Genomic DNA, 26,745 nt, shown 5'->3' with positions numbered 1-26,745 from the left:
TATAGTAGAAAATTCCTCTCTATACATTTTACACTATCTCGAAATAGTTAAAGATACGGTGAGAAATGTAAAATGTAAAAGTAAAACAGAATTACATAGTCAAAATGACACAAATTATGTATAATATATTATAAGTTAATAGTAATTGATTTGGACGTTATATAGAAAAGGTGATTTCATGACAGACCATTTACAAACGCTAAAATATATAAAATCAGATGTTTTGAGCTTTTGGGTGAGTTCGAAGGAAGAACAAGCCGGTTTTAATGAGTATTTTTATTCATTAAAACAGTGTCTAAAGAAGCACTTGAAAATTGCTAATGCTGCTTTTCTCAGTTTCGAGGGGAACTCCTTAATACCTGTCGAAGAAATGGCTGCTTTGACGATTGAAACGAAACTAAATGCTGTGTCATGGTTAATGATTGAAGCTGGCTTTTATCAACAAAAAGTGGTGAAAATTCCTTATATATTAAAAGAAAAAGAAGCCTATACGATGATGACAGATATGGTGCTTTTTCAAGCAGATGGCAAAAATCCAATCGGGGTGTTACTCGTGGAGGCATCAGATGCTTGGACGGACTTTATGACCTCGGATTACGGGGAAGAATGTGTGGAAACGCTTACGAAGGTTTTACAAATGATTAGAGAAAATCTAGAAGTAAAAGTGAATGAAGATCAGTATAGAAAATTGTATAATATGACCGATTTATTCCATTCTACGATGGATATTGATTTAATTTTGGAAAATGTCTTGAAGAATATTAAGGATAATTTCCCGGAATTTAATGTAGAGCTCATTTTATCGAATGATCAAGACCGACATACGACTATAGAGATTAAACTTTTTGATTATTTATCTGAAAGACCAGCAACGATTGAGGCTTTTGTGTCAGGAGAACTGACAACGGAACTTGCAGGCGATTTGAATTGTCGATTATTGAATGCTCCTATAAAAGGGAGACAGGCAATTTACGGCATATTACAAGTAAGTGCACCTACAACGTATCTTTTTTCAACGACTGAAAAGGATTTTGTGCGTATGCTAGCACAAGCATCGGGAAATGCACTCGAAAATGCAAAATTATATCATCAATCGCACCGCCTCGTAAGTGACTTACAACTCATCAATGAAACATCACATCGATTAAATATGAGGATTGACATTCATGAAATGTTACTTTTCCTACAAAAACAATTAATGAAATCTTTTCAGCCAATGGAAGTCTGTTTTGCATTTAAAAATAATGACACCTTTGAAGTGACCGGTGCTAGTACAGCATTATTTAATTCACAAGAGGGTCAAATCTATATAAAACATGTTGAACAACATTTTGAGCATACCAATGATCCATTATTTATTGCTGATTTTAGCAGATTAACCCCTAATCAAATTGAATATCGCTCAATTATGGCAATCCCAATTTTAATGGAGGAAAAAATAAATGGCTTTAGTATTGTGTTGCACAAAGAGCCTTATTTCTTTTCATTTGACAGCTTTAAATTAATGCAATCCTTAATTCATCACTCGTCTTTAGCAATTGCAAACTCAATTTTACGAAACCAACTTCAGGAAATGGTAGATTTGGATCATCTGACAAAATTATATGCAAGAAGTTATTTAGATCAGTATGTTGAAAAATCACTTATGAACGATAAATCAGGAATGTTCTTGCTTATTGATATTGATAATTTCAAACGTGTTAATGATACGTATGGTCATCAAATTGGTGATAAGATCCTTATACAAATTGCCGTACAATTAAAAGAAACGATTGGTACTCGAGGTATTTGTGCACGCTGGGGTGGAGAAGAAATGTCTGTATACGTGCCAGATATTAATGAAAAAGAAGCCATAGAATTGACAGCAACAATCGTTGCAGACATTCCAAAAGCAACAGATCCGCAAGTGACCATTTCAGCAGGTCTTATTACTTGGGATGAACAGTATCGCCCAGCGTTTCAATCTGTATTTTTACATGCTGATACAGCATTATATCAAGCAAAAAACAATGGCAAGAATCGCTTCTGTATTCATGACCGCGAATCTATAAAAACCTCTATATAAATGAATTGCCCTGAAATGACAATTGTTAAACCATTTCAGGGCAATTTTTATCTTGATTTCAGCAGATCTAGACGCAATTATGCTGGGGAGTAATTGATTTTTTTATAAATGTAATAGTAGCGTATTTACGAATAGCTCCAATCCGTCTTGATCTTCTTGAGAAAATCGATTAACAACTGGACTGTCGATGTCAAGAACACCTATCACCTCACCGTTTTTTATCAAAGGGATAACGATTTCTGATTGTGATGCAGCATCACAGGCAATATGTCCTGGGAATTGGTGTACATCTTTCACAACGATTGTTTCTTTTTGAGCTACAGCCGTTCCGCAAACACCACGACCAGTTGGGATTCTAACGCAGGCAGGTAAGCCTTGGAATGGACCTAACACTAACTCTTCTCCATGTAAGATATAAAAGCCAACCCAGTTAATGTTTGTTAAAAATTGATTTAATAGTGCGGAGGCGTTGCTTAAATTTGCAATGCGATCTGATTCTCCTGTAAGTAGGGCATCCAATTGTTTAGTCAATGAATGATATTGTTCTACGATGGGTCCGTCATAATGAATTTTTGTAAACATAATAGCACCTCGTTTAAAAGTAATTTATTTTGGAAATATAACATGGTAGTGTTGATGTAAATCATTGGCACTGTGCGCATCTGAACCAAAAACAGCAGGCAATCCTATAGATTTACTATAATCAATAAAGGCAAATGGTGGATAAGGTTCCTGACAATGTGTTTTACTTAAACCAGCACTATTGACATCTAGCGCATAACCATCTTGCTTCATACAATCTAAAACTTCTCGAATCCTCGCAGAATCATCAACTTTCACTTTATGTGCTAGTTGGAACTTGTGAACAAGTGAGGGATGTCCAATACGCTTAGGTTTATACTTTCCTAAATCTGCTTTAATGGATTGTAGAACTGTATCATAATATAAATGATAAACCTGTTCAACAGAGCCCACTTTTTTAGAAAAATTGATAAAGCTTTCTGGAGAATAGTCGATACATTCAAAGGTATTTTGCCATGATAAAAAGTGGACTGATAAAATAGAGTCATTTAAATAGTGTCCATATGTATCTAAAAATTCACGTGTTTCTTGTTCAAAGCCCTGAATATAGTCAACCTCTAATCCAATATGAAGACGAATGTCTCGTGCATATTGCTGTTGAAGGCTCTGTAAATCTTCGAAATAAGACATTAGCAATTCTGGATTCATACCACTATCTTGCTCTGGCGTAGGGTCAATAAAACTAGATGGTAAAGGTGCATGCTCTGTAAACGTAATATCAGTGAAGCAATTAGCAATTGCTTTTTCAATATATTGCTTAAATGTATCAGTAGTACCATGTGGACAATAAGGACTATGAATATGTCCATCGCGTTTCATAAAATTACCACTTCCTTTGCTTTTAAAATCTACCAAGATGAAGCCCTGACGGATGTCACGGATTTTGAAGAGGAGCTTTTCGAACGAGTTCGAAAAAATCCAGACGCAATTATACCTGAGCGTTGTCATACACTTTTCCGAAAAACGCTTAAATTTTAGTACAAAAGGCGAAAACATAGTATATAATAAATACAAATAGCCAATTCGTTTATTGTAGAATAGGAGGCTTACGATGGAGTATATCATCATTCCGGTTATCCTACTATTAATTTTAGCTATAGTGGGATTTATGATGCGACGAAAACATACAACAATTATTGCAAAGCTTGAAAATGAAAAATTACAAATACAAAACAATCCCATAAATGAAGAAATTTCGAAGGTTAAATCTTTAAACATGAACGGTGAAACAGAAGAGATGTTTGAACGATGGCGTAATAGTTGGGATGAAGTCATCGATGTACATATGACAAAAATTGATTCGCTGTTATTTGATGCAGAGGACCAAATTAACAGACTGCGCTTTAAAAAAGCAACCTTCATTGAACGTGAGATAGAAGATTATATTCAAAAGTGTGAACAGGATAAAGATAAAATTTTAGAAGAATTAAATGAATTAATTGGCAGCGAAGAAAAAAATCGTATAGAAATTGAACAATTAAAAGAATATTATCGCTCGGCTCGAAAAACCTTGTTAGCCCATCAACATTCATTTGGTGTAGCTTTACCAGCATTAGAAAAAAGACTGGAGACATTTGTTCAAAAGTTTGAAGAATTTGATGTGCTCACAAGCGAAGGGAATTATTTGCAGGCAAGAGAGATTGTAATCAGCCTAAACCATGAATCACAACAAACATTCGACTATATCAATGATGTACCAACAATTTTAACAGAGCTGCAAGTCAAGCTACCTGGAGCTGTACAGGAATTGCGTAGTGGTCAGCGCGAAATGGAGGACCAGTCCTATTATTTACAGCATTTAGAGCTAGCAGAGACGTTGAATAAGTTCGATGAAGAATTTAAAACATTAAAAAATGAGCTGGCAGATCTTAACTTGACAGTTGTGAAGCCACGTGTTGCTGAAATAAATGAAGAAATTGATAAATATTATGATTTGCTTGAAAAAGAGGTTATAGCTAAAAACTACGTTGACCAAAATTGTGATCGTTTACTAAGTTCAATTACCAATGTTATAACTTCTACAAGATTGGTTAGTGATGAAGCGACTTATGTGCAACAAAGCTATCATTTAAATGAAAAAGATGCAGAAATTCCTAAAACAGCTTTAAAGCAATTAGAGGCATTGCAGCGACGTTATGATTTATTGGCAATGCGTGTGACAGAGGAAAAGTCTGCTTACTCAAGCTTGCAGGAGGAGTTAATTGAAATTAGCGACGAGCTTGAACGTATTCACGAGGAACAAGGGCATTTATCAAATACGATGAAAAAACTTCGTATTGATGAGAATAAGGCACGTACGCAAGTAGAAAGCCTAAAGAAAGCATTGCAAGAGACGGATCGACTTTTAAATAAGGCCAATATTCCGGGTATACCAGATGAGATGGATGCGCGTTTAGATGAGGCTGCAGAGCATATTTATGTAGTGATGCAAAGCTTACAAGAAGTGCCTCTTAATATGGGAACAGTACATAATAATTTAACTGCTGCAACCCTTTGTGTGGAGGATGTAAAAGCAAAGGCACACGAATTGATTGAAAATGTCATGCTGATAGAACGAATTATTCAGTATGGTAATCGCCATCGTGCAACAAATCCTAAATTAAATGCTCGTTTAAAAGAGGCGGAAGTAGCTTTCCATCAATTCCGATACTCCAAGGCGTTGGAAGAAGCCGGAACTGCGGTCGAAGAGATGGAGCCTGGAGCTTTAAAACGAATTCAAACAATGGTTACTGAGCAAACTATATCAAAATAATTATATGAAATGAATAAAGGCTATAGGCTGTCTAAAAATTAACTTTTAGGCAGCCTTATTATATTGAATAAGCAATATACGGACAAAAACAGCGGCTAAATGAATTAGAGGAAGTTCAATAAGAGGTAAAAAGCCAAACAAATAAACGACTAAATTAGAATAATTGTTAAAGTTAGTAGTCAATTGTTCAAGATTGCGTTATGATAAATACCGTTAAATCAACGTTTTGAAAGTGTGTGAAAATTAATGGAAGTAAATACAATTTATTTAGACAATAGTGCAACCACAAAGCCTTTAAAAGAGGTCATGCAAGCATTTATGGTAGTGAATGAGCAGTATTATGCCAATCCCGCTTCCATACATGCAATGGGTGTTGAAGCGAACGACTTATTAATGCGTGCACGTGAGCAAGTAGCAGATATTTTGCAGATAGAAGCAAAAAATGTGCTATTTACATCAGGTGGTACTGAATCCAATAATACAGCAATTTTTGGTTTAGCACGTAGCAATACACATAAAGGAAAGCATATAATAACGACTGAAATTGAACATCCCTCTGTTCTAGAGTCCGTTAAGCAACTTGAAAAAGAGGGCTTTGAAGTGGAATATCTGGCAGTGGATCATCATGGAGTGATTTCATTAGATGAGCTTCGAGCAAAGGTACGTAAGGATACTATTTTAGTAAGCATAATGCACGTCAATAATGAAATGGGCGCAATTCAGCCCATATTTGAAGCGGCAAAAATTATTCATGAAATGAGCAGAGCGGCTTTTCATGTGGATGCCGTTCAAAGTTTCGGGAAAATACCTTTAGCATTTAATCATGAGGATGGACCCGATTGCATTTCCATTTCCGGGCATAAAATTCATGGATTTAAGGGCTCAGGCGTGCTAGCATTTCGGACGCAATTAAAGTGGCAGCCATATGCACTTGGCGGTGGTCAGGAATATGGATTACGAAGTGGAACTGTGGCCGTTCCGCAGGCTGTCGCTTTATCTAAAGCTGCTCGTATTGCAGTGGAGTCTATGGCTAATCAGGAAAAAAAATATCGTAAGTGGCAGGATGAAATATGTCTGCAATTACGTGAATATGGTGATGCCGTGCATATTTTATCGACGCCTCAGGGAGCAGCACATATTTTATCCTTTAGCATTCGTGATTTAAAAGGTGAGGTTATTATTAATGCAATGCAAAAACGTCAGGTAATCGTTTCTACATCAAGCGCTTGTTCATCAAAGCAAACAAAAACAAGCCATGTGGTAGAAGCCCTAAAACTTGATGAGCATTTTAAAAAGGGTGTTATCCGTATAAGCTTTGGCGCCTATGTAATGGATGAGGATATTACAAAATTTAAACATGTATTAAAAGAAGTAATGATGGAACTTAAAGGAGAACATACACAATGATTTGGAAAGAAATTTTAATTCGTTATGGCGAGCTTTCAACAAAAGGGCGTAATAAAATGGATTTTATCCGTCGTCTGCGAGAAAATATTCGTCATGCGTTTGCTGATTTAGGGCATTTACACATTCGTACAGAGCGTGATCGTATGTTTATTGCTATACAAAATGAAACTCAAATGAATGTTTTATTAGAAGGGTTACCTAAAATTTTCGGCATACAATCTTTCAGCCCAGTGGCAGCATGTGATAAAGATATTGAAGCCATGAAAAAGCTAGCCATTACAATTATGGATACATTTAAACATGAGCAACTTACCTTTAAAGTAGAAGTGAAGCGCACTGATAAGACATTTCCATTAGAATCACATGCTATTCAACGTGAAATTGGCGGCTATGTTTTACCAAATTACAAAAATCTATCGGTAAAAGTAAAGAAACCTGATATTGAGCTTCGTGTAGAAGTACGTCATGATGCAACTTATATGATGGCACAAGTGATTCCTGGTGCAGGAGGAATGCCGGTAGGTTCTAATGGGAAATCGCTTTTAATGCTTTCTGGAGGAATAGACAGTCCAGTCGCTGGCTATTTAATGATGAAGCGTGGTGTACGCTTAGAGGCGATACATTTCTTTAGCCCACCATATACAAGCCAAAATTCATTGGAAAAGATTAAGGTACTAGCAAATGAATTAACGAAGTTTGGCGCAAGTATTCGTTTACATGTCATTCCGTTTACTGAAATTCAAGTATTGATTAAAGAAAAGGTACCTTCTAATGTATCAATGACAACTACTCGTCGTATGATGTTAAAAGTTGCTGATAAGGTACGAGAGGAAATAAATGCACTGGCTATTGTGACAGGTGAAAGTCTTGGACAAGTTGCGAGTCAAACACTTGAAAGTCTAACAGCAATAAATGCAGTAACCAATACACCAATTTTACGTCCCTTAATCTCAACTGACAAATTAGAAATTATCAATATTGCTGAGAAAATTGGCACATATGAAACATCTATACAGCCGTTTGAAGATTGCTGCACCATTTTTACACCTGCAAGTCCAAAAACAAAACCAAAGCTTGAGAAGGTTGAGCATTATGAAAGCTTCTCGGATTTTGATGAATTAATTGAACGTGCTGTGAAAAATCGGGAGGTCTATATTTTCCCGAAAAAAGAACAAGAAGCTGATAAATTTGCAGACCTTTTATAAGTAGAAGAAATTTATCTTGATTCAATATTCGCTGAATCAAGATAAAGCCCTAGCGGATGTCACGGATTTTGAAGAGGCGCTTAGCGAGCTTGAAGAAATCCGAAGGCAATGATGCTGGAACGTAATTGATTGTAAGTCGCCTCAAAAGCATATTTTGAGGTGGCTTTTTTTAGTTTTTCCTCTATTTCCTTTAGAGGTACAATTTACCTCTAAAAATTTTGTATTAAAAATCTAATATCGCACATTCTATATTCACAAGGAGGTGAGAGACATGACTTCAAACAACAACCGCAGTTCAAACCAGCTTGCAGTACCTGGTGTACAACAAGCTCTAGATCAAATGAAATACGAAATTGCACAAGAATTTGGTGTTCAATTAGGAGCTGACGCTTCAGCTCGTGCTAACGGTTCCGTTGGTGGTGAAATCACTAAACGTCTTGTACAAATGGCAGAATCTCAATTAAAAGGTATGCCAAACAACAATCAATAATTGCTGATTAAGTAATTATTAAACTTAAAACCAGTGACCGTAAAAGGCACTGGTTTTAGTTTGTTTACATTTAGATCTTTTTATCCTCAATAAAAAATGATTTGAATATTGCTACGGTATTGGAAATATCCTCACTTTCACAAATCGCAGAAATAACGGCGATACCATCGGCACCAGCGTTAACAACTGATTGTCCATTTGAACAATTTATGCCTCCGATTGCAACAATGGGGAGCTCAGGATTTTCAATGCGGACGTACTGTAAAAACTTTGTTCCACTTGGTGGATTTGCATCACTTTTAGAAGTGGTCGCAAAAATCGGACCAATTCCTACATAATCTGCCCCATATTGTAGCGCAGTTTGCAATTCAGCTTGAGAATGAACTGAAACACCTAGTATCATCTTTCCAATTTTTTCACGAATTTTAGATACAGGGAAATCCTCTTGACCAATATGGATTCCATCTGCTGTAAGTTTTACTGCAAGCTCTACATCATCGTTGATAATAAACGGCACTTTATACCGCTGGCAAAGCTTTTGACAATGACGGGCAAAATTTTCATATTCTTGTCCAGTTAAGGCTCGAGGCCCTTTTTCTCGTAGCTGAAACATGGTAATTCCATGCTGTAAAGCTTTTTCAAGAACGTGTAGTGGCTCCTGATGTACTACATTTCCTGTGCCCATTATAAAATATAGCTGTAAATCTTCACGATTCATGAATAGTCACCTCACAGGACTCCTTATAGTTTTGATAGGCAAAATGATTTGTCGGTCCATGCCCTTTACCCAGAGCTAAATCATATGTTATTGCTAATTGAATAAATTTTTTTGCTTCTATAATCGCTTCTTTTATAGGAAGACCACCGCCCAAAAAAGCAGTTAAGGCTGCTGAAAACGTACAGCCAGTACCATGTGTATTTTTTGTAGAAATACGAGGAGTTTGCATAGAAAAAGACTGTCCATCGTGAAAAAATATATAATCAATGGCGAAATCCTTATCTGCTAGATGCCCTCCTTTTATAATGACACATCGTACTCCTGTTTGTAATAAGAGATAGGCTGCTTCTTTAATATCAGCTAAAGTTTTAATTTCTCTACTAGTAAGCCTTTCTGCCTCTGGGATATTCGGAGTTACAATGGTTGCAATTGGCAGTAAAAGATTCATGATGGCATCAATTGCGTCTTGTTGTAATAAGCTTTCTCCGCCCTTCGCGATCATCACAGGATCTACAATAAGCGGAACTTTAGTATTAGCCATCATTTGTGAAATAGTTTGAATGATGTCAGAGGAAAATAGCATGCCTGTTTTCATTGCACTAATTGAGAAATCCTCCAATAGTGCCTGTAGTTGTTGCTTAACGAAGTTTGCCTCAATGGGCATGACATTAGATACACCAAGGGTATTTTGGGCAGTCAATGCTGTAATGACAGAAGTTCCAAACACCTTTAATTCCTGAAAGGTTTTTAGATCAGCCTGTATACCTGCACCGCCGCCACTATCAGATCCAGCAATAGTCATTACAACCTGCATTATTCTTCACCAGCCTTTGAAAGACGATAGAGTTCATTTAATACAGCAATTTGAAAATCACCAATGTATTGTGTAGTAGAACCTGCTTGTTCAGCAATTTTTTTATAAAATCTTAGTACTTCTATTAATTGGTGATAAGGCTGATGACCAGTTACGTAAGCAGCACAACAAATGGCACTTAATAAGCAGCCAGTTCCAGTGACCTCTGTCATATGAGAATTCCCACCTGTAATCCATTGCAGTTGATTTCCATCAGTTATTAAATCCTTTTCACCTGTGACAATCACTATACAATGATAAAGCTGAGCAATTCTCTTCGCTTCATCTTCTAAAGATATTGAACCTGCGCCACTATCTACACCCTTTTGCTGCCATTCTACATTGGCAATTGCGGCAAGTTCTCCAATATTGCAGCGAATTACTGCAAATTCGATCTCATTTAACAGATGTTGTACAGTTTGTTTTCGGTAGGTTGTAGCTCCAGCGCCAACAGGATCTAATACTACAGGTATGCCAAGTGCATTGGCCTTTTTCCCAGCAAGTAACATGGATTCTTTCTTTTTGTCATTAAGTGTACCAATATTAATCAATAAGCTTGAGGCAATTGCAACCATCTCCTCAACCTCGTCACTGGCATCAGCCATAACTGGCGAGGCACCAATTGCTAATAGGCCGTTTGCTTGAAAATTTGCCACCACATAATTTGTAATACAATGAATTAGTGGATTTTTTTTGCGGATAGTTTGAAAAATCATTCTAAGTCCTCCTTTATTGGATGGACGTAAGCATGCAAAAAAGGCTCCTTTTTGTGTAATAAATACACGCAAAAGAGCCTTTCATCAGTGAATTAGATGTGAATTGCTCCCTACGTCAGTATTAACTAACAGGTTCAAAGGGTCAGGTTTTACCTTCTCAACTCCAAATGAGTCCCCCTGCAATTATGCTTTTAGTTGACCAAAATGTACCATATTTTTCTTTCCTGTTCAATAGCTAGTTTTGACAATGAACGTGACTGATGCCATATAACAGAGTATGATAGTTGTCATGACTTTTCTAAAATAGAGTGCGAACCATTGAAAATGATAAAAATGGAGTTTTATAATGAGTCATAGCAAAAGGGAGGCATTTGCCATGAAAAGACAAGATTTAATTGCACCTGAATGGTACAATATTACAGAGGAAATTGAAAAATATGCACAGGATGCAACCAAGAATGCACTAATTATTTATGATGAAAATAATGATGTTAAATTTATTACATACGCACATCTACTTGCAAAGGCAAATCAGGCTGCACATGTTTTTACAAACCAAGGTTTAACAAAAGGTGATGTATTAATTGTAATGGTGCCTAGATCTGTAGAAGCCTATATTGTCTATATTGCTGCATTAAAAATCGGTTTAACGATTATTCCTAGTTCCGAAATGCTAAGAACGAAGGATATAGAATATCGCATACACCATGCTAATGCAAAGGGTATAGTTGCTTATCAGCCATATATTGAGCAATTTGATAACGTGAAAAACTTACAGGGCTTGCAGCAATTCGTAATAGGAGTAGCACATGAACCTTGGCAGTCATTACTACAAAAAATGCAAAATCAACCAACAAACTACATAAGTTCTACGCCAACGAAAAGTACAGATAATGCATTTTTAGCTTATACAAGTGGTACAACAGGCAATCCTAAGGCAGCAGTACATACACATAGCTGGGGATATGCTCATTTACGAACAACAGCGCCGAATTGGTTAGGCGTACAGGAAGATGACATTGTTTGGGCTACAGCAGCTCCAGGCTGGCAAAAATGGATTTGGAGTCCGTTCCTCGCAACATTGGGAAGTGGTGCAACCGCATTTGTGTACAAAGGTAAATTTGATGCGGCAACATATCTTACACTTCTTGAGAAATTCAATATTAATATCCTGTGCTGTACACCAACTGAATATCGATTTATGGCTGCATTAGAAAACTTACAAGATTTTAATTTAGAGAGTGTTCGTCAGGCTGTTTCAGCAGGAGAACCTCTAAATAGTGATGTAATAAAAGTATTTTCGAATGTTTTCCGTTTACAGGTTAGAGATGGTTATGGGCAAACTGAAAATACATTATTAGTCGGAACAATGGTAGGTATGGAGGCTAGAATCGGCTCAATGGGTAAACCAACTCCAGGAAATACAATAGATATTATCAATGATTTAGGAAATCCTGTTTCAGTAGGAGAAGTAGGTGACATTGCTGTACATCGTGAGACACCTGCATTATTTAAAAAATATTTACATGATCCTGAACGCACTAGCTTACAATTTAGAGGTGATTGGTATATCACTGGTGATCGAGCATATAAAGATATAGATGGTTATTTTTGGTTTGAGGGACGAGGAGACGATGTTATTATTTCATCTGGCTATACAATAGGACCATTTGAAGTAGAAGACGCTTTGATGAAACATGCAGCAGTAAAAGAAGCGGCAGTTGTAGCAAGTCCTGATGAGGTTCGAGGAAATATTGTGAAGGCATTTGTGGTGCTTAATGATGGAGAGATAGGAAATGCTAGTCTTATCAAGCAACTTCAAAATCATGTAAAATCTTTAACAGCTCCATATAAATATCCTCGTGCTATTGAATTTGTAACTGAATTGCCAAAGACATCATCTGGCAAAATCCGTCGTATTGAGCTGCGTCAACAAGAAAAAAATAAATGTGCCATTAAATAGTTACAGGTTGACATTTTGTTGAGGTTTTTGTCAAAAGCAATAATTCACATAATAATTTCCTAGGAAATAATGTCGAAAATCAAAGTTCATGTTTTTTTATCGAGCTTTGATTTTTTTTATGATATTCGGTAATGTTAATGAGCATAACCTTTTGCAAAGATTGCAAAAAAATGAAACATATTAGAAAGTTATTCGTATAACGTGTAGAGGAGGCGGAAAGACATGAATGTAAAAAGATGGACTGCTTTAATTATTGCAGGTGTATTACTTGTATTTTCTTTAGGTATAAACACTGTATTTGCGATATTTAAATCAGATTTCTTTGGTAATTTTGATAGCTTAATGGCTAGTGATAATTTATCAGTAATGGAGACAGTTATTGAAAACGGTAGTATAAATAAGCGGATAGCCTATTTAAAGGTTGATGGGGCGATACAAGATATTGGTTCAAGTTCGTTATGGCAACCAGTAGCATATGATCATCAATTCTTTTTAGACCAATTAGATAATATTTTAAATGATGATTCAATACAAGGTGTTGTTTTAAGTGTTAATTCACCAGGTGGTGGTGTTAAGGAATCTGCAGAAATTTATAAAAAACTTTTAAAAATTAAAGAAGAGCGACAAATTCCAATTTATGTTTCTATGGATTCTATGGCTGCCTCAGGAGGTTATTACATTTCAGCACCAGCCGATAAGATATTTGCACAGCGCGATACAATAACGGGTTCAATAGGTGTTATTATGCAATCAATCAATTATCAGGCTTTGGCAGAAAAAGTTGGTATTAAATATGAAACATTTAAATCTGGTGAGCATAAGGACATGCTAAGTCCTATGCGTGAAGTAACAACAGAAGAGCGTACCATGATGCAGGATATGATTAATGAAACGTATGAGGAATTTGTTAATATTGTTGAAAAAGGACGTAATATGTCTGAGAAAGATGTTAAAAAAGTTGCTGACGGTCGAATACTTAGTGGTACAAAGGCACTTGAATCCGGCTTAATCGATGAAATTGGTGATGAGGAAGCAACGATTACTGCATTACGTGAAGACTTTGGTTTACAAGATGCTGAACTATTTGAGTATTCATATGAAATGGGTGGCTGGCAATCATATGTCGGAATGAAGATTGGATCTGTGTTTGGTCCATCTACTGAGGAAAAAATGCTGATGAAAATTATGACAGATTATAAAGCACCGAAAATGATGTACTTATACGGCGAATACTAAGGAGGGAGTACAATGACAAACCATGAAATTGTTATGCAAGGTTCACCCTCTCTCAGCAATACGCTACTAATTGATCCAGAAGAAACGATCACGAATAAAAACTATGCTAAAAAAACAGCAGGATTTTGGATACGTTTTTGGGCATTTTTATTAGATGGATTTATTATAACAGCAGTTGGTGGTATTTTTGTTAACCCTATTTTTTATCTAATGGATTGGTCTTTATCTGACACAGTATGGTATGCACCGATTTCAATAATTACTGTTATTCTCTACTATAGTTATTTTGTCCTGATGACTAAGTTTTTTGGGCAAACATTAGGAAAAATGGTATTTGGATTGCGTGTGGTTTCATTAAAGCATGATAATCTCACTTGGTCTGATGTGATATTTCGTGATTGGATTGGGCGGATTATTTGTAATATTTTTATGCCGCTATATATTCTTGTAGTTATTTTACCTGACAATAAAGGTTTGCATGATTTCTTTGCAGATACAACCGTTGTGCATGAAAATACGTTTATTGAAAAGGTACTAACACAACCATCACTTCCAATCAAAGAGGATAGTCTTCCAACTGAACCACTCATAGAAAAAGATATAGACATTTTGGAAGAAAAAAAAGAGGAATAGTAATTTGAGCTGTCTCAAGAAAATGAGACAGCTCTTTTATGTGATGCCTGAAATTGAATTACGGAGTTGTCTTAGTTGCAAACAATTCCCTTCATTTAGTAATATTAAGTACATATGAAGATTAGGAGGCGTTTATATGGCACAAGTAACATTTAAAAATGGTCCAGTAACACTTGTAGGTAACGAAGTAAAGGTTGGCGATCAAGCACCAAATTTCACAGTATTAGCGAACGACCTATCACCTGTTACATTAAAAGATTCAGAGGGGAAAATTCGTTTATTTAGTGTTGTACCATCATTAGATACTGGTGTGTGTGATGCCCAAACACGTCGTTTTAACGAGGAAGCAGCAAACTTAGGAGACAATGTTGTGATTTATACAGTATCTGTTGATCTTCCGTTTGCTCAAAAACGATGGTGTGGTGCTGCAGGTATTGATGCTGTTCAAACAGTTTCAGACCACCGTGACCTTTCATTTGGTGAAGCATATGGGGTATATATTCAAGAATTACGCCTTCTAACGCGTGCAGTTTTCGTGGTGGATGCAGATGACAAAGTGACATATGTGGAATATGTACCAGAGGCAACAGACCATCCAAATTATGAAGCGGCGATTGAAGCTGTCAAAGCACTAGCATAAAATGCTGCTTTTAGGCTAAGATATTACTAGACAAAGGGGCTGTGACAAGTTTTTGTCACAGCTCTTTTCTGCGTGAAAGGAAGTTATCTATGGAAAATATTGAGAAGTTATTTGGTATGCTTAATGAACATGCTGAGAAAATAGAAAAAGAACAAGATATTACATTGCTTGAAGGCGTTCTAGATGGTTTAGAGGCATGGCTGGATGGAACAGTTGATTTTTCGCAAGAAGGTGCAACAAAGGAAGATGTACGAAAAGCAATTCAAATTGCTATTTTAAAGGGTATGCGAAAAGGTTCTCAGCCTAATCATCAAATGACACCAGATACACTAGGTCTATTAGTTGGCTATTTTGTAGAGCAGATTTTTACAGATCGTTTAGTAACAGAAAAAATTGCTATGTTGGATCCAGCGGTCGGTACAGGGAATTTACTATTAACAGTTATGAATTTATTAGATGGAAAAATAGAAGCTACTGGTGTCGAGATTGATGAACTGCTTATTCGTTTAGCTGCAGCAACAGCAGATTTGACTGAGCAGCCGGTGTCTTTATACCGTCAAGATGCGTTAGAAGATTTATTAGTGAATCCAGTAGATGCTATTGTTTGCGATTTACCAGTCGGTTACTATCCAAACGAGGAAGTGGCATTGAATTATGAATTATGTCCTTCAGAAGGAATGAGTTTTGCCCATCACTTATTTATTGAGCAGTCCATTAACTACACAAAGGATGGGGGCTATTTATTCTTCCTTGCACCATCTCATCTTTTTGATTCGGAGCAATCTAAGCAATTGCATAAATATATCCAGAAGCATGCTTGGATTCAGGCAATTATTCAGCTGCCCGATACAATGTTTGCCAATAGAGCACTTGAGAAAAGTATTGTTATCCTGCAAAAGCAGGGGCAAGACTTTAAGGCACCAAAAGAGGTATTGCTGGCAAAGGTACCAAATATGCAAAATAAACAAGCCCTTGCAATGTTCTTTGAAAAAGTGAAAATGTGGAGAGAAGAAAAATAATTAAAAAGGTATCCAAAATTGGATACCTTTTTATGTACTAATTATTTTCTGGTGTACGGATAACAAGTACGTCACATTTTGCTGAGCGTACGATTGCTTCAGATACTGAACCGATTAGGAAGCGTTCTACTGCATTTAGACCAGTTGCACCACAGATGATTAAGTCTGCGTCTACGATGTTAGAAAGCTCTTTTGTAATGATATTTTTTGGTGAGCCATATTCAATTACAAGGTTAATGTTTGTTAAGCCTTCATCTTCAGCTTGTTTTTTGTAACCATTTAATAGTTCCTCAGAGAATGCTTGAGCACGCTCAGCAATTGAACGATCATAAGCTTCGATTGCAGCAAATGAACGTGTGTCGATAACATTTACTAGGTTTAACACAGCACCTTCGTTACGTTTTGCCACGTCAATTGATTTACGGAAAGCATATTCTGCCTCCTTAGAACCGTCTACTGCAACTACAATGCTTTTATAATGATTAGCCATTTGAATTACCTCCCTGATTTATATATTCTGATTATACCAAATGATTTTCTAAAGGAAATACTTTCCGAAAGAAAAAATGTGAAAAAGTGAAGGTTTTTATTGTGAAACTGCAAAAATATTAATTTTCTTCATACAATGTTGTCCAAAGAACAGTACTTCTGATATGGACATCCCCCGTAAAAACGAATATTACATTTCGTTTTAGGTGAAATATTTTGTTAGTGAGTTTGCATTTTTTTGAATAGTAACTATGTGATTTATTAAAATACAATGTAAATAATTTGAAAATTTTGTATTTTGGAAATGTTGTTAATTTTAGTTGTAATCGCTTTATTTAAAGCAATTTTTAATTATGTTTGGTAATATGGAAGTGCAAGGGGTGCATCAATACGGAAAATCGTATTTAACAAAAATGATGCTAATTTCTTAGGCAATGGAAGGGGATAGGAAAGATGAAGATTGGTATTCCAAAAGAGATTAAAAACAATGAAAATCGTGTAGCAATGACACCAGCTGGGGTTGTTACATTAACACATGCTGGTCATGAAGTGTTCATTGAAACAGGTGCAGGCTTAGGATCAAGCTTTACAGATGCAGACTACCAGGCAGCAGGTGCTCACATTGTTGAAACAGCAAAAGAGGCATGGTCACAAGAAATGATCATGAAGGTAAAGGAACCTGTTGCATCAGAATATGATTACTTCAATGAGGGTCAAATCCTATTCACTTATTTGCATTTAGCACCAGAGATTGAATTAACGCAGGCTCTTTTAAATAAAAAAGTCGTTGGTATTGCTTATGAAACAGTACAATTAGCAAATGGCTCTTTACCGCTATTAACACCAATGAGTGAGGTTGCAGGTAAAATGGCAACACAAATCGGTGCACAGTTCTTAGAGAGAAACCATGCAGGTAAAGGAATTTTACTAGGTGGGGTATCTGGTGTACCACGCGGTAAAGTCACTGTTATTGGTGGTGGTATTGCTGGAACAAATGCGGCAAAAATAGCTGTTGGTATGGGTGCCGATGTAACAGTAATTGATTTAAGCCCAGAGCGTTTACGTCAATTAGAAGATTTATTTGGTCGTGATGTTCAAACATTAATGTCTAATCCTTATAATATTGCGGAATCAGTGAAAAACTCAGATTTAGTAGTCGGAGCTGTTTTAATTCCTGGCGCTAAGGCTCCAAAGCTTGTTTCTGAGGAAATGATTAAGTCTATGCAGCCAGGCTCAGTAGTTGTCGATATTGCTATTGATCAAGGTGGAATTTTTGCAACATCTGATCGTGTGACGACACATGATGACCCAACATATGTTAAACATGGTGTTGTGCATTATGCGGTAGCAAACATGCCAGGCGCTGTTCCTCGTACTTCAACTATTGCTTTAACAAATAATACAATTCCTTATGCACTGCAAATTGCGAATAAGGGATATAAACAAGCATGCCTGGATAATCCTGCGCTGAAAAAAGGTGTAAATACGATTGATGGACAACTTGTTTACAAGGCAGTAGCTGATTCTCAAGGTCTACCATTTGTTGATGTGGATGAATTAATTTAATAATTGAAATAGCAAAAGGAAGCAACTATGAGAATACTCATAGTGCTTCCTTTTTTTGATTTAAATGTAGTTAGTAATCAATTAAAGCACGATTAATTCTTTTTGGAACTTTGTCAGTACTTCTACACCGTCTTTTGTGACAACCACATCATCCTCAATGCGGACGCCTGTAACATCAGATTTGTAGATACCTGGTTCAATTGTAAAGACCATTCCTTCTTCCATAATCAGTTCATTTGCACCTGTCACTGAAGGGAATTCATGTACAGAAATACCAAGGCCATGACCTAGTCGATGTGTGAAATACTCACCAAAGCCAGCATCAGTAATCGTGTCACGAGCAATTTTATCTAATTCCATTGCACGGACACCTGGCTTTACAGCAGCAATGGCATTTGTATTGGCAGCTAGTACAGTATTATAAATTTCCTTTTGCGCTTCACTTGGTTCACCGAAGGCAACTGTACGTGTAATATCAGAGCAATAACCATCGTAATTAACGCCAAGATCAAATAATACCATATCACCTTTTTCAATTTTGCGAGAACCTGGTATTCCGTGCGGAGAGGCTGTTTTTGGTCCACTCAATACCGTTGTTTCGAAGGACATTTTACAGCCCTTTTCTTGAATAGCACTTTCAATAGCTGTTAAAATTTCCATTTCAGTTTTTCCTTCAGCTATTTCCTTACAACCAACTTCAATTGCGTAGTCGGCTAGTTCAGCAGCTTTACGTAATTTTTCTAATTCATTTTCATCTTTAATAACACGCATAGCATTAATTTTTTCATCAAGACGGACAAAATTTGCTTCTGGGAATGATTGTTGTAGTGCTTCTAAACGCTCTACATTGAGATGAGCTTTTTCAATAGCAAAAGCTGATGGATCCACATTCTGTTTTTTTATAGCTTGGGCCAAAACTTCCATGGAGTTTTCTGTATCTTGGTGACCAATCACCTCATATGACCAGCCAGCAGCCTTCGCATCTGGAATCTCCATTTGAGGACAAATTAAAAAAGGCTCTGCGTTTTTGAAAATCATCACTCCTAGTAATCGCTCATGTGGGTTACTTTTAAAGCCAGAAACGTAAAAAACATTATCTGGTGTTGTTACGAAAGCGGCATCAATTTGGTTTTGTTGTAAATAGTTTTGAATTTCTTCAACCTTTGACATAGATATTTCCTCCTCTAGTTGCTTAAAAGTTTTTTTCTGCTGAAAGCTTTCTTGATGAGGCTTCGACTTTTGAGCGAGTCTTCTCCTTTATTCAAATCAGCCTCGATGCTTTTAATAGCTAATGAATAAATAATTGTCTCTTAAACGTTAAGTTTGTTACATAAGACAACATTATTCTCCCTATAAGCATATCAAAAAAAGGGAAAATGCGCTTGAATAGCGAATAAAAATTAAAGAGAGCATATTGTTTAATGGTAATCAATGTCTTAATAATTACCAGTTAACCAATTTTTTCGATAAATCTATTCATAACAATAATGCAAGGAGGAATTATAAATGGAGATAAGCTATCATGGACATTCCGTTGTTAAAATTCAAACTCATGGGAAAACAATATTGATTGATCCTTTCATTAATGGGAATGGACAAACAGATTTAAAGGTTGCGGAAGAAGCACCAGATATTATTATATTGACACATGGACATAATGATCATGTTGGAGATACGGTAGAGCTTGCAAAGAAGAAAGACGCACTTGTTATTGCACCAAATGAGCTGGCTAATTGGATATCTTGGCAAGGAGTGAAAGCGCATCCAATGCATATAGGGGGCGCTAGGGAATTTGATTTTGGAAAAGTGAAATTCACGCAAGCATTCCATGGCTCTTCTTATGTAACTGAAAGCAATGAAATTATTTATATGGGCATGCCAGCAGGAGTTTTATTATTTATTGAAGGATTAACCATCTATCATGCAGGAGACACAGCGTTGTTTAGTGATATGAAATTAATTGGTGAACGCCATCCGATTGATATTGCCTTTATACCAATTGGCGATAATTTCACAATGGGTCCAGAGGATGCTGCATGCGCAGTTGCATTTTTAAAGCCGAAAATTGTCGTACCAATTCATTACAATACATTTCCTCCAATCGAGCAGGATCCACAAATTTTTGCGGAGTTAGTGCAGAATTCAGAGGTTCAAATTTTAAAAGCCGGTGAAAAAGTAAACTGTTCCTAATCTGTGACACTGCTGTACTATATAAATTGACACCACGTACATAGTTGAAACGATGGGAAAAGTTAAACAAATTCATCACTTTATATTAAATATTTTTCTAAAATATATGGTACACTAAGAGCAGAAATGATGCTTGAGGAATAGGTGATATTTTGTCTACAAAACATGAGAAAATTTTACAATACATCGAATCACTACCCGTGGGCGATAAAATTTCAGTACGTCAAATTGCAAAAGAAATGCAAGTTAGTGAAGGAACGGCTTATCGTGCTATTAAGGAAGCGGAAAATCGCCGTTTAGTTAGCTCTATTGAACGGGTTGGAACAATTCGTATTGAAAAGAAAAAGAAAGAGAATATTGAACGCTTAACATTTGCTGAAATTGTAAATATTGTTGATGGTCAGGTTTTAGGTGGGAAGTCAGGGCTACATAAAACACTGACAAAATTTGTGATTGGTGCGATGCAATTAGAGGATATGATGCGTTATACAGATGCAGGAAGCTTGCTCATCGTTGGTAACCGTATTAAAGCCCATGAGAATGCGCTACGAGCTGGTGCGGCTGTTTTAATCACTGGTGGTTTTGATACAACGGAGGATAATAAGCAGCTTGCAGATTCATTAGATCTGCCAATCATTTCAACAAGCTATGATACGTTTACAGTAGCGACGATGATTAACCGAGCAATATATGATCAATTAATCAAAAAGGATATTTTATTTATTGAGGATATTTATGTCCCAATGACAGATACAGCTGTCCTAAAAAATGATGAAACGATTCATCATTTCCAAAAGCTGAATGAACGAACTACTCATGGCGCTTTTCCAGTAGTGACAGCTAATAATAAGCTTGTTGGGATGATTACTGTGAAAGACGTAATTGGTCGAGAAGAAACCGAGCTTATTGAAAAGGTAATGACTAAAAATCCAATTGCTGGGTCAATGAAAATGAGTGTTGCGTCTGCGGGACACCGTATGATTTGGGAAGGCATTGATTTGTTACCGATTGTTAATGATGATACGATTTTACAAGGTGTGATAAGCCGTCAGGATGTGCTTAAGGCACTTCAGCTTGCACAAAGACAGCCTCAACATGGGGAAACGATTGATGATTTAGTAAAAAATGAAATGAAGGTACTTGGTGATGAGGAATTAATCGTAGAATTTAAAGTAACACCTCAAATGACAAACCAATATGGGGCAATTTCTTACGGAGCATTTACTACTTTATTAGCAGAAGTTGGTTCATTTGCATTAAAGCGCCGTAAGCGAGGCGATGCCGTTGCCGAAAACATGACGATTTATTTCATCAAGCCTGTGCAAATGGAAAGTACACTTACTGTAAAACCTCGAATTTTAGACATGAGTCGTAAATTTGTGAAAATGGACTTCGAAGTGTTTAATCAGCAAATGCTAGTCGGGAAGGCAATGATGATGTTCCAGCTCTTGGAGCGCTAAGCAGGCAAAAGGGATGGCCTAGTGAAAATTTAGGCCATCCCTTATTTTTTGCTTATCGATTAATACGGTACTCCTCTTCCACAAATTGACCGTAGTGTCGTACCTTTTTGATATTTTCAATAATAACAAAGATGCCTAAAGCAACAAGAATTGCTACAATAATAAATGTGTATAATCCAGGGAATAAATAAGCTTGATTTAATCCAAAAACAAGTATAAAAACACCAAAACTGACATTCGCTTTGCTTTTGTACCAATTTTTCGCAATCGGTAATGGAGAGCGGAATTGTTTTGTTTTAAAGTAAAAATAAAAAACAAATGATATGATTATGGCAAACACAAAAATTAAATTGAGCATAGTAAACCTCCTAGCATAACTAGACATTATTGTAACGATTATTAATGAAAAATGCTAACGGTTATTACTATCATTTTGGGGGAAATTATATTGAGACGACAAATCATCGACACAATTGCTTTATATGAGACAATCATTATTCATCGCCATGTACGTCCAGATCCAGATGCTTATGGATCACAACAAGGCTTAAAAGAATTAATTTTAGCCAATTATCCAGAAAAAAAGGTTTTTGCGGTAGGGGAGCATGATGATTCTTTAACATTTATGGCACAGCCTGATCAAATTACGGATGATGTTTATGATAATGCTTTAGTGATTGTTACGGATACTGCAAATACTGAACGTGTCGACGACCAGCGCTATACAAAGGGCAAGATGGTCATAAAAATCGATCATCATCCAAATGATGATGCATATGGTGATTTATTGTGGGTTGACACGGCAGCTAGCTCTTGTAGTGAAATGATTTATGAGCTTTTTGAGGAAGGTCGCAATGCAGCTAACTGGTCGCTATCTACTGCAGCTGCGAGATTGTTATTTGCTGGTATTGTGGGAGATACAGGAAGATTTCAATTTCCAAGTACAACAGCGAAAACATTTAAAATTGCTGCAGAACTCATTACATATGATTTTGATCGAAATCAGATTTTTGATGGCATGTATGAAATGGAACAAAAATTATTAAATTTACAGGGCTATATTTATCAAAATTTTGAAATGGATGAGCATGGGGCAGCACATATAAAGCTGACGAAGGAATTGTTAACAGAATTCGATGCTGTTCCATCTGAGGCCTCTCTTTTAGTAGGCTGCCTTGGTAGTGTGAAAGGTATTTGTGCATGGGTTGTGTTTATTGAGGAGGGAGAACAAATTCGAGTACGTTTGCGCTCGAAAGGTCCTGTTATTAATATTCTAGCAAAGGAATTTAATGGTGGAGGACACCCATTAGCTTCCGGTGCAACTGCACACTCATGGGAAGAAGCCGATCGTGTGATAAATCGTTTAAAGGAAATTTGTCAAACACATCGCTTAAATAACTAACAATATTCTATAGGTGTTATCATAAGATAAAATGAAGTAATACCAAGAAAGGAAGGGATTCATTTGACACATGTATATACGAAAATGCATACGAGCGCGGATTTATTGAAAAGCACGATTCGGCTTGAACAATTGATCCCTTTTTTACAAGAGCAAAAAACGCAGGCCTGTGCAATCGTCAATTCGAAATTGTACGGGCTTTTGCCTTTTTGTAAAGCATTACAACAAGCAAATATTCATGCTGTAATTGGTCTTTCTGTCAACATACAATGGCAGGAGCTACAAATTCCTTTAGTTTTATATGCAAAAACACAAGAAGGCTATCAGCATTTATTAAAGATTAGTAGTGCCGTTTCGATAAGAGAGGATGACGTTTTGCCATGGAAATGGCTAGAAGGATATGCAGCAGGCTGTATAGCATTACTTTCTTCTAATGACATAGCAGAAATTAGAAATTGGACAGAGGCAGCGAGTGCTCTAAAAGCATTGTTTGGTCAGCATCTATTTATGGGGGTTGCTAGACCAGCAGGGATGATTGCGGAAAAAGAACCGGATTTTGTTACATGGTGTAAAAATGAAAGTATCCCTTTAGTGGCTTCACAGAGTTGTTATTTTTTACGACCAGAAGACCACTTTGCTTTTGAGGTGGCAAGAGCGATTGATACAGGTGAAAAATGCACCGAGTCAAAGGCATCCACTTATTTGCAAGGTAATTTTGTGCCAACAATGGATGAATGGAGCAGCTGGTTTGCTGATCGTCCTGAATGGCTTGAAGCAAGCGCAGCGATGTTGGCCGGCTGTACAGCAAAAATCCCTAATATGCCTGTGCAAATGCCTAAATTTCCAGTGACAATAGGAGAAACAGCAGAAGAATTACTGGTTAAGGAGGCATTAACAGGCTTAGCATTGCGTTTCAATCAGAATGAGATTCCGCTTGTTTATCAAGAGAGATTACAATATGAGCTTGAAATTATATGTTCAATGGGCTTTGCGGATTATTTTTTAATTGTTGCAGATTTTATGCGCTATGCCAAAGAGAATCAAATTTTAACGGGACCAGGTCGGGGCTCATCAGCGGGATCACTTGTAGCCTATAGTCTTTCTATAACACAAGTGGATCCCCTTGCTTACGGATTATTATTCGAGCGTTTTTTAAATCCAGAACGTATCACTTTACCAGATATTGATATAGATTTTGTTGATAGTAAAAGACAAAAAGTCATTCAATATGTGGCGCATAAATATGGCAAGGCAAATGTCGCGCAGATCATCACATTTGGTACATTATCAGCAAAAGCTGTAGCTCGGGATGTAGCTCGGGCTTTAGGCTTTGAAGCTGAAACATTAGAAAAGATTTCGAAATGGATCCCCAATAAACCTGGGATAACGCTACAAAATGCGGTGGCTGAATCACAGGGCTTACAAGGCTGGTTAGCAGAGGATGAAAAACATCGTCGTTGGTTAGAAGTAGCTTTAAAATTAGAGGGTTTGCCAAGGAATTCCTCTACGCACGCGGCTGGAGTTGTATTAGCGCCATCACCCTTGGTCAATACAATGCCTATAGAAAAGGGGCATGATGATATTTATTGTACCCAATGGTCAATGGGCGATGTAGAGGCATGTGGACTAGTCAAAATGGATTTTTTAGGCTTGCGTAATTTAACAATTTTAGAGCAAATTCGCTGGTCTATTTATAAAGCAAGGGGACCATGGATAGAATTTGAACGAATACCGATGCAAGATGAAAAAACACTCCAACTTCTTCAAAGGGGAGATACATTAGGTATTTTTCAATTAGAATCTGAAGGAATGAAGCAAGCTTTACGGGATATTAAACCAACGCATTTTTTAGACATAGTAGCAGTTAATGCGTTATATCGGCCGGGTCCAATGGATTTTATCCCAATCTATGCAAGACGCAAATCAGGACAAGAATTAGTGATTATGCCGCATCCAGTGTTGGAGCCAATTTTACGAGAGACATTTGGTGTTATCGTTTATCAGGAACAAATCATGCAAATTGCCTCTGCGATGGCGGGCTTTTCGATGGGACAGGCAGATTTACTGCGTCGGGCGGTCAGTAAGAAAAATCGTCAAGTATTAGAAGAGCAACGTGCAGTATTTGTGAATGGAGCGATGAAGCAGGGCTACGATATCCATATAGCAGAAGAGGTGTATGCACTGATTGTGCGCTTTGCGGATTATGGCTTCCCTAAAAGCCATGCAGTTGCATATAGTGTTATTTCTTATCAAATGTCTTATTTAAAGGCGCATTACCCAAAAAGCTTTTATGCAGCATTATTGTCAAATGCAACAGGAAATGCGGACAAGATTCAGCAGCTTGTGAATGAAGCCAAAGAACAAGGTATAGCTTTTTATCCGCCTTCATTAAAACATAGTACCAAATACTTCACTGTTGAAAAGGATGGCATTCGTTATAGCTTATCAGGAATTAAAGGTGTTCCTCATACCTTTATCGAGACAGTGAGTGCTATACGACAATCGAATGAAGAGGCATTAGATAATTTATTTGATTTAGCAGTTGCTTTAAGTGCACAACATTTTAAACCGAAAGTAATAGAATCTTTAATTTTTGCAGGGGCACTTGATTATTTGGGTAGAGATCGTGCTGTTCTTATCAAGACGGTAGAAGCAGCTTTGAAGCATGCAGAGCTATTGCGACCTACAGAAGATATTGATTGGGCATCAGCTACTGCCATTAGCTTTGGTAAGCCCAAATATATGCAAGCTCAAGAAATGACGCAAAAAGAAAAACTAATGTATGAGAAGGACATTTTAGGGTTCTATATATCAGCACATCCTATAACAGAAGAGAGAGTTTTTTGGCGGGAAGTCAATGTTACATGTAGGGAGTTAAAACATACTCGGGATGGAACATATGTCAAAATGATTGGTTTGATTGAAGAGGTAAAAAAAATTCGAACAAAAAAAGGTGAGCAAATGGCTTTTGCTCAGCTACAAGACGAATATGGCTCAGTGTCCATCACCTTATTTCCACAAGTATTTCAGCTTGTGCAAGAGTTTTTACAGGAGGATGAAATACTTTATATTGAGGGTACAGTGGAAAGGCGATTTGGAAAGCCACAGGTGAAAGTAAAACACGTACAAACGACAAAAAAAATATAAATTGAAACAAGAATTTAGAAACTGCATAAATTTTTATGCAGTTTTTCATAATGTTGAAAAACTAAATGGTCAAGGGACTCTTTGTGAACACTACTAAGTCAAATGAAGGTGATTTCTGTTCCAGGCTACTCGCTTTGCCGCTGACGCTTCGCTTTCGCGCAGAACAAGGCTTCCTGTGGGCGAGCGACGAGCCGCTTCCTGCGCTGGAGGAA

At 36.8% G+C, this 26,745-nt stretch carries 23 protein-coding genes and 1 riboswitch; of the genes, 15 read left to right on the top strand and 8 right to left on the bottom strand.

All coding sequences use genetic code 11. The annotated features are described in order from the left end of the window. Window positions 1–178 precede the first annotated feature (178 nt). Window positions 179–2,065 (top strand): sensor domain-containing diguanylate cyclase, encoded by a 1,887-nt coding sequence (locus ACQKIM_RS20225; RefSeq protein ID WP_427547491.1) that lies wholly within the window; start codon window positions 179–181, stop codon window positions 2,063–2,065. 102 nt (window positions 2,066–2,167) lie between these two features. Here the strand turns inward: ACQKIM_RS20225 and ACQKIM_RS20220 are convergent, their stop codons facing one another. Both ACQKIM_RS20220 and hisJ read right to left on the bottom strand, forming a co-directional pair. Beyond that, window positions 2,168–2,647, bottom strand: coding sequence for a GAF domain-containing protein (locus ACQKIM_RS20220; protein ID WP_427547488.1), 480 nt, complete (start codon window positions 2,645–2,647; stop codon window positions 2,168–2,170). A 24-nt stretch (window positions 2,648–2,671) separates the two neighbouring features. Beyond that, on the bottom strand, window positions 2,672–3,466 hold the full coding sequence (gene hisJ / locus ACQKIM_RS20215) for a histidinol-phosphatase HisJ (RefSeq protein WP_427547485.1): 795 nt from the start codon (window positions 3,464–3,466) through the stop codon (window positions 2,672–2,674). A gap of 232 nt (window positions 3,467–3,698) precedes the next feature. Between hisJ and ezrA the strand changes: the two genes are divergently transcribed. The 4 genes from ezrA (at window position 3,699) to ACQKIM_RS20195 (ending at window position 8,501) form a co-directional block, all read left to right on the top strand. Beyond that, entirely contained in the window at window positions 3,699–5,399 is a 1,701-nt protein-coding gene (ezrA, locus tag ACQKIM_RS20210; protein ID WP_427547482.1) for a septation ring formation regulator EzrA, read from the top strand. Between the two features lie 246 nt (window positions 5,400–5,645). Beyond that, window positions 5,646–6,806, top strand: a complete 1,161-nt coding sequence (locus ACQKIM_RS20205; protein WP_427547479.1) for a cysteine desulfurase family protein — start codon at window positions 5,646–5,648, stop codon at window positions 6,804–6,806. After that, window positions 6,803–8,011, top strand: coding sequence for a tRNA uracil 4-sulfurtransferase ThiI (gene thiI, locus ACQKIM_RS20200; protein WP_427547476.1), 1,209 nt, complete (start codon window positions 6,803–6,805; stop codon window positions 8,009–8,011). The genes ACQKIM_RS20205 and thiI overlap by 4 nt, the downstream gene beginning before the upstream one ends. Window positions 8,012–8,282: 271 nt before the next feature. Further along, window positions 8,283–8,501: an alpha/beta-type small acid-soluble spore protein gene (locus ACQKIM_RS20195; RefSeq protein WP_264988049.1), complete on the top strand. Its 219-nt coding sequence runs from the start codon at window positions 8,283–8,285 to the stop codon at window positions 8,499–8,501. Between the two features lie 70 nt (window positions 8,502–8,571). Here the strand turns inward: ACQKIM_RS20195 and thiE are convergent, their stop codons facing one another. The 3 genes from thiE to thiM are packed head-to-tail and all read right to left on the bottom strand — an operon-like array spanning window position 8,572 to window position 10,788. Then, window positions 8,572–9,219, bottom strand: a complete 648-nt coding sequence (thiE, locus tag ACQKIM_RS20190; RefSeq protein WP_427547472.1) for a thiamine phosphate synthase — start codon at window positions 9,217–9,219, stop codon at window positions 8,572–8,574. Further along, window positions 9,209–10,033 (bottom strand): bifunctional hydroxymethylpyrimidine kinase/phosphomethylpyrimidine kinase, encoded by an 825-nt coding sequence (thiD, locus tag ACQKIM_RS20185; RefSeq protein WP_427547469.1) that lies wholly within the window; start codon window positions 10,031–10,033, stop codon window positions 9,209–9,211. The genes thiE and thiD overlap by 11 nt, the downstream gene beginning before the upstream one ends. Next, the gene (gene thiM, locus ACQKIM_RS20180; protein ID WP_427547466.1) at window positions 10,033–10,788 is read right to left on the bottom strand and encodes a hydroxyethylthiazole kinase; all 756 of its coding nucleotides are present in this window, start codon (window positions 10,786–10,788) and stop codon (window positions 10,033–10,035) included. The genes thiD and thiM overlap by 1 nt, the downstream gene beginning before the upstream one ends. 90 nt (window positions 10,789–10,878) lie before the next feature. Continuing rightward, a riboswitch (TPP riboswitch) is annotated at window positions 10,879–10,977 on the bottom strand. 187 nt (window positions 10,978–11,164) lie between these two features. On the opposite strand from thiM, the gene mbcS reads away from it, so the two are divergent. The 5 genes from mbcS (at window position 11,165) to ACQKIM_RS20155 (ending at window position 16,279) form a co-directional block, all read left to right on the top strand. Continuing rightward, window positions 11,165–12,751 (top strand): acyl-CoA synthetase MbcS, encoded by a 1,587-nt coding sequence (mbcS, locus tag ACQKIM_RS20175; RefSeq protein ID WP_427547463.1) that lies wholly within the window; start codon window positions 11,165–11,167, stop codon window positions 12,749–12,751. A 222-nt stretch (window positions 12,752–12,973) separates the two neighbouring features. Beyond that, window positions 12,974–13,987: a signal peptide peptidase SppA gene (gene sppA / locus ACQKIM_RS20170; RefSeq protein WP_427547460.1), complete on the top strand. Its 1,014-nt coding sequence runs from the start codon at window positions 12,974–12,976 to the stop codon at window positions 13,985–13,987. Between the two features lie 12 nt (window positions 13,988–13,999). After that, on the top strand, window positions 14,000–14,620 hold the full coding sequence (locus tag ACQKIM_RS20165) for an RDD family protein (protein WP_427547457.1): 621 nt from the start codon (window positions 14,000–14,002) through the stop codon (window positions 14,618–14,620). Between the two features lie 136 nt (window positions 14,621–14,756). Next, window positions 14,757–15,260: a thiol peroxidase gene (gene tpx / locus ACQKIM_RS20160; protein ID WP_427547454.1), complete on the top strand. Its 504-nt coding sequence runs from the start codon at window positions 14,757–14,759 to the stop codon at window positions 15,258–15,260. A gap of 89 nt (window positions 15,261–15,349) precedes the next feature. After that, a complete protein-coding gene (locus ACQKIM_RS20155) occupies window positions 15,350–16,279 on the top strand; it encodes a class I SAM-dependent methyltransferase (protein WP_427547451.1) in 930 nt (309 codons plus the stop codon). A gap of 37 nt (window positions 16,280–16,316) precedes the next feature. Here ACQKIM_RS20155 and ACQKIM_RS20150 read toward each other — a convergent pair whose 3' ends face one another. Continuing rightward, window positions 16,317–16,769, bottom strand: a complete 453-nt coding sequence (locus ACQKIM_RS20150) for a universal stress protein (protein WP_427547448.1) — start codon at window positions 16,767–16,769, stop codon at window positions 16,317–16,319. Between the two features lie 452 nt (window positions 16,770–17,221). On the opposite strand from ACQKIM_RS20150, the gene ald reads away from it, so the two are divergent. Continuing rightward, window positions 17,222–18,334, top strand: a complete 1,113-nt coding sequence (gene ald, locus ACQKIM_RS20145) for an alanine dehydrogenase (RefSeq protein WP_427547445.1) — start codon at window positions 17,222–17,224, stop codon at window positions 18,332–18,334. Between the two features lie 81 nt (window positions 18,335–18,415). Here ald and ACQKIM_RS20140 read toward each other — a convergent pair whose 3' ends face one another. Then, window positions 18,416–19,504 carry a M24 family metallopeptidase gene (locus ACQKIM_RS20140; RefSeq protein WP_427547442.1) on the bottom strand — a complete coding sequence of 363 codons (1,089 nt, stop codon included), beginning with the start codon at window positions 19,502–19,504 and terminating at the stop codon, window positions 18,416–18,418. A gap of 336 nt (window positions 19,505–19,840) precedes the next feature. Here ACQKIM_RS20140 and ACQKIM_RS20135 point away from each other — a divergent pair, with 336 nt between their 5' ends. Both ACQKIM_RS20135 and ACQKIM_RS20130 read left to right on the top strand, forming a co-directional pair. After that, entirely contained in the window at window positions 19,841–20,524 is a 684-nt protein-coding gene (locus tag ACQKIM_RS20135) for a metal-dependent hydrolase (RefSeq protein ID WP_427547439.1), read from the top strand. A gap of 152 nt (window positions 20,525–20,676) precedes the next feature. Continuing rightward, window positions 20,677–21,984 carry a DRTGG domain-containing protein gene (locus tag ACQKIM_RS20130; RefSeq protein ID WP_427547436.1) on the top strand — a complete coding sequence of 436 codons (1,308 nt, stop codon included), beginning with the start codon at window positions 20,677–20,679 and terminating at the stop codon, window positions 21,982–21,984. Window positions 21,985–22,036: 52 nt separating this feature from the next. Here the strand turns inward: ACQKIM_RS20130 and ACQKIM_RS20125 are convergent, their stop codons facing one another. After that, window positions 22,037–22,342: a YtpI family protein gene (locus ACQKIM_RS20125; protein WP_427547433.1), complete on the bottom strand. Its 306-nt coding sequence runs from the start codon at window positions 22,340–22,342 to the stop codon at window positions 22,037–22,039. A 90-nt stretch (window positions 22,343–22,432) separates the two neighbouring features. Here ACQKIM_RS20125 and ACQKIM_RS20120 point away from each other — a divergent pair, with 90 nt between their 5' ends. Together ACQKIM_RS20120 and dnaE are read left to right on the top strand one after the other, a co-directional pair. Continuing rightward, on the top strand, window positions 22,433–23,386 hold the full coding sequence (locus ACQKIM_RS20120; RefSeq protein WP_427547431.1) for a DHH family phosphoesterase: 954 nt from the start codon (window positions 22,433–22,435) through the stop codon (window positions 23,384–23,386). 63 nt (window positions 23,387–23,449) lie between these two features. Beyond that, entirely contained in the window at window positions 23,450–26,533 is a 3,084-nt protein-coding gene (dnaE, locus tag ACQKIM_RS20115; RefSeq protein ID WP_427547428.1) for a DNA polymerase III subunit alpha, read from the top strand. Window positions 26,534–26,745 lie beyond the last annotated feature (212 nt).

This window comes from Lysinibacillus sp. NPDC047702 (assembly GCF_050272555.1).
Lineage (GTDB): Bacteria > Bacillota > Bacilli > Bacillales_A > Planococcaceae > Lysinibacillus.
The sequence above is the reverse complement of the archived record's forward strand: the minus strand, read 5'-3'. Positions and strand labels throughout refer to the sequence as shown.

What these genes read in the sequence shown, in the direction of transcription:
- thiD (WP_427547469.1), bottom strand. Translation starts at nt 10,033, where the DNA reads ATGCAGGTTGTAATGACTATTGCTGGATCTGATAGTGGCGGCGGTGCA.
- ACQKIM_RS20165 (WP_427547457.1), top strand. Translation starts at nt 14,000, where the DNA reads ATGACAAACCATGAAATTGTTATGCAAGGTTCACCCTCTCTCAGCAAT.
- hisJ (WP_427547485.1), bottom strand. Translation starts at nt 3,466, where the DNA reads ATGAAACGCGATGGACATATTCATAGTCCTTATTGTCCACATGGTACT.
- sppA (WP_427547460.1), top strand. Translation starts at nt 12,974, where the DNA reads ATGAATGTAAAAAGATGGACTGCTTTAATTATTGCAGGTGTATTACTT.
- ACQKIM_RS20225 (WP_427547491.1), top strand. Translation starts at nt 179, where the DNA reads ATGACAGACCATTTACAAACGCTAAAATATATAAAATCAGATGTTTTG.
- tpx (WP_427547454.1), top strand. Translation starts at nt 14,757, where the DNA reads ATGGCACAAGTAACATTTAAAAATGGTCCAGTAACACTTGTAGGTAAC.
- ACQKIM_RS20150 (WP_427547448.1), bottom strand. Translation starts at nt 16,769, where the DNA reads ATGGCTAATCATTATAAAAGCATTGTAGTTGCAGTAGACGGTTCTAAG.
- mbcS (WP_427547463.1), top strand. Translation starts at nt 11,165, where the DNA reads ATGAAAAGACAAGATTTAATTGCACCTGAATGGTACAATATTACAGAG.
- thiI (WP_427547476.1), top strand. Translation starts at nt 6,803, where the DNA reads ATGATTTGGAAAGAAATTTTAATTCGTTATGGCGAGCTTTCAACAAAA.
- thiM (WP_427547466.1), bottom strand. Translation starts at nt 10,788, where the DNA reads ATGATTTTTCAAACTATCCGCAAAAAAAATCCACTAATTCATTGTATT.
- ACQKIM_RS20125 (WP_427547433.1), bottom strand. Translation starts at nt 22,342, where the DNA reads ATGCTCAATTTAATTTTTGTGTTTGCCATAATCATATCATTTGTTTTT.
- ald (WP_427547445.1), top strand. Translation starts at nt 17,222, where the DNA reads ATGAAGATTGGTATTCCAAAAGAGATTAAAAACAATGAAAATCGTGTA.
- ACQKIM_RS20205 (WP_427547479.1), top strand. Translation starts at nt 5,646, where the DNA reads ATGGAAGTAAATACAATTTATTTAGACAATAGTGCAACCACAAAGCCT.
- thiE (WP_427547472.1), bottom strand. Translation starts at nt 9,219, where the DNA reads ATGAATCGTGAAGATTTACAGCTATATTTTATAATGGGCACAGGAAAT.
- ezrA (WP_427547482.1), top strand. Translation starts at nt 3,699, where the DNA reads ATGGAGTATATCATCATTCCGGTTATCCTACTATTAATTTTAGCTATA.
- ACQKIM_RS20140 (WP_427547442.1), bottom strand. Translation starts at nt 19,504, where the DNA reads ATGTCAAAGGTTGAAGAAATTCAAAACTATTTACAACAAAACCAAATT.
- ACQKIM_RS20220 (WP_427547488.1), bottom strand. Translation starts at nt 2,647, where the DNA reads ATGTTTACAAAAATTCATTATGACGGACCCATCGTAGAACAATATCAT.
- ACQKIM_RS20135 (WP_427547439.1), top strand. Translation starts at nt 19,841, where the DNA reads ATGGAGATAAGCTATCATGGACATTCCGTTGTTAAAATTCAAACTCAT.
- ACQKIM_RS20195 (WP_264988049.1), top strand. Translation starts at nt 8,283, where the DNA reads ATGACTTCAAACAACAACCGCAGTTCAAACCAGCTTGCAGTACCTGGT.
- ACQKIM_RS20155 (WP_427547451.1), top strand. Translation starts at nt 15,350, where the DNA reads ATGGAAAATATTGAGAAGTTATTTGGTATGCTTAATGAACATGCTGAG.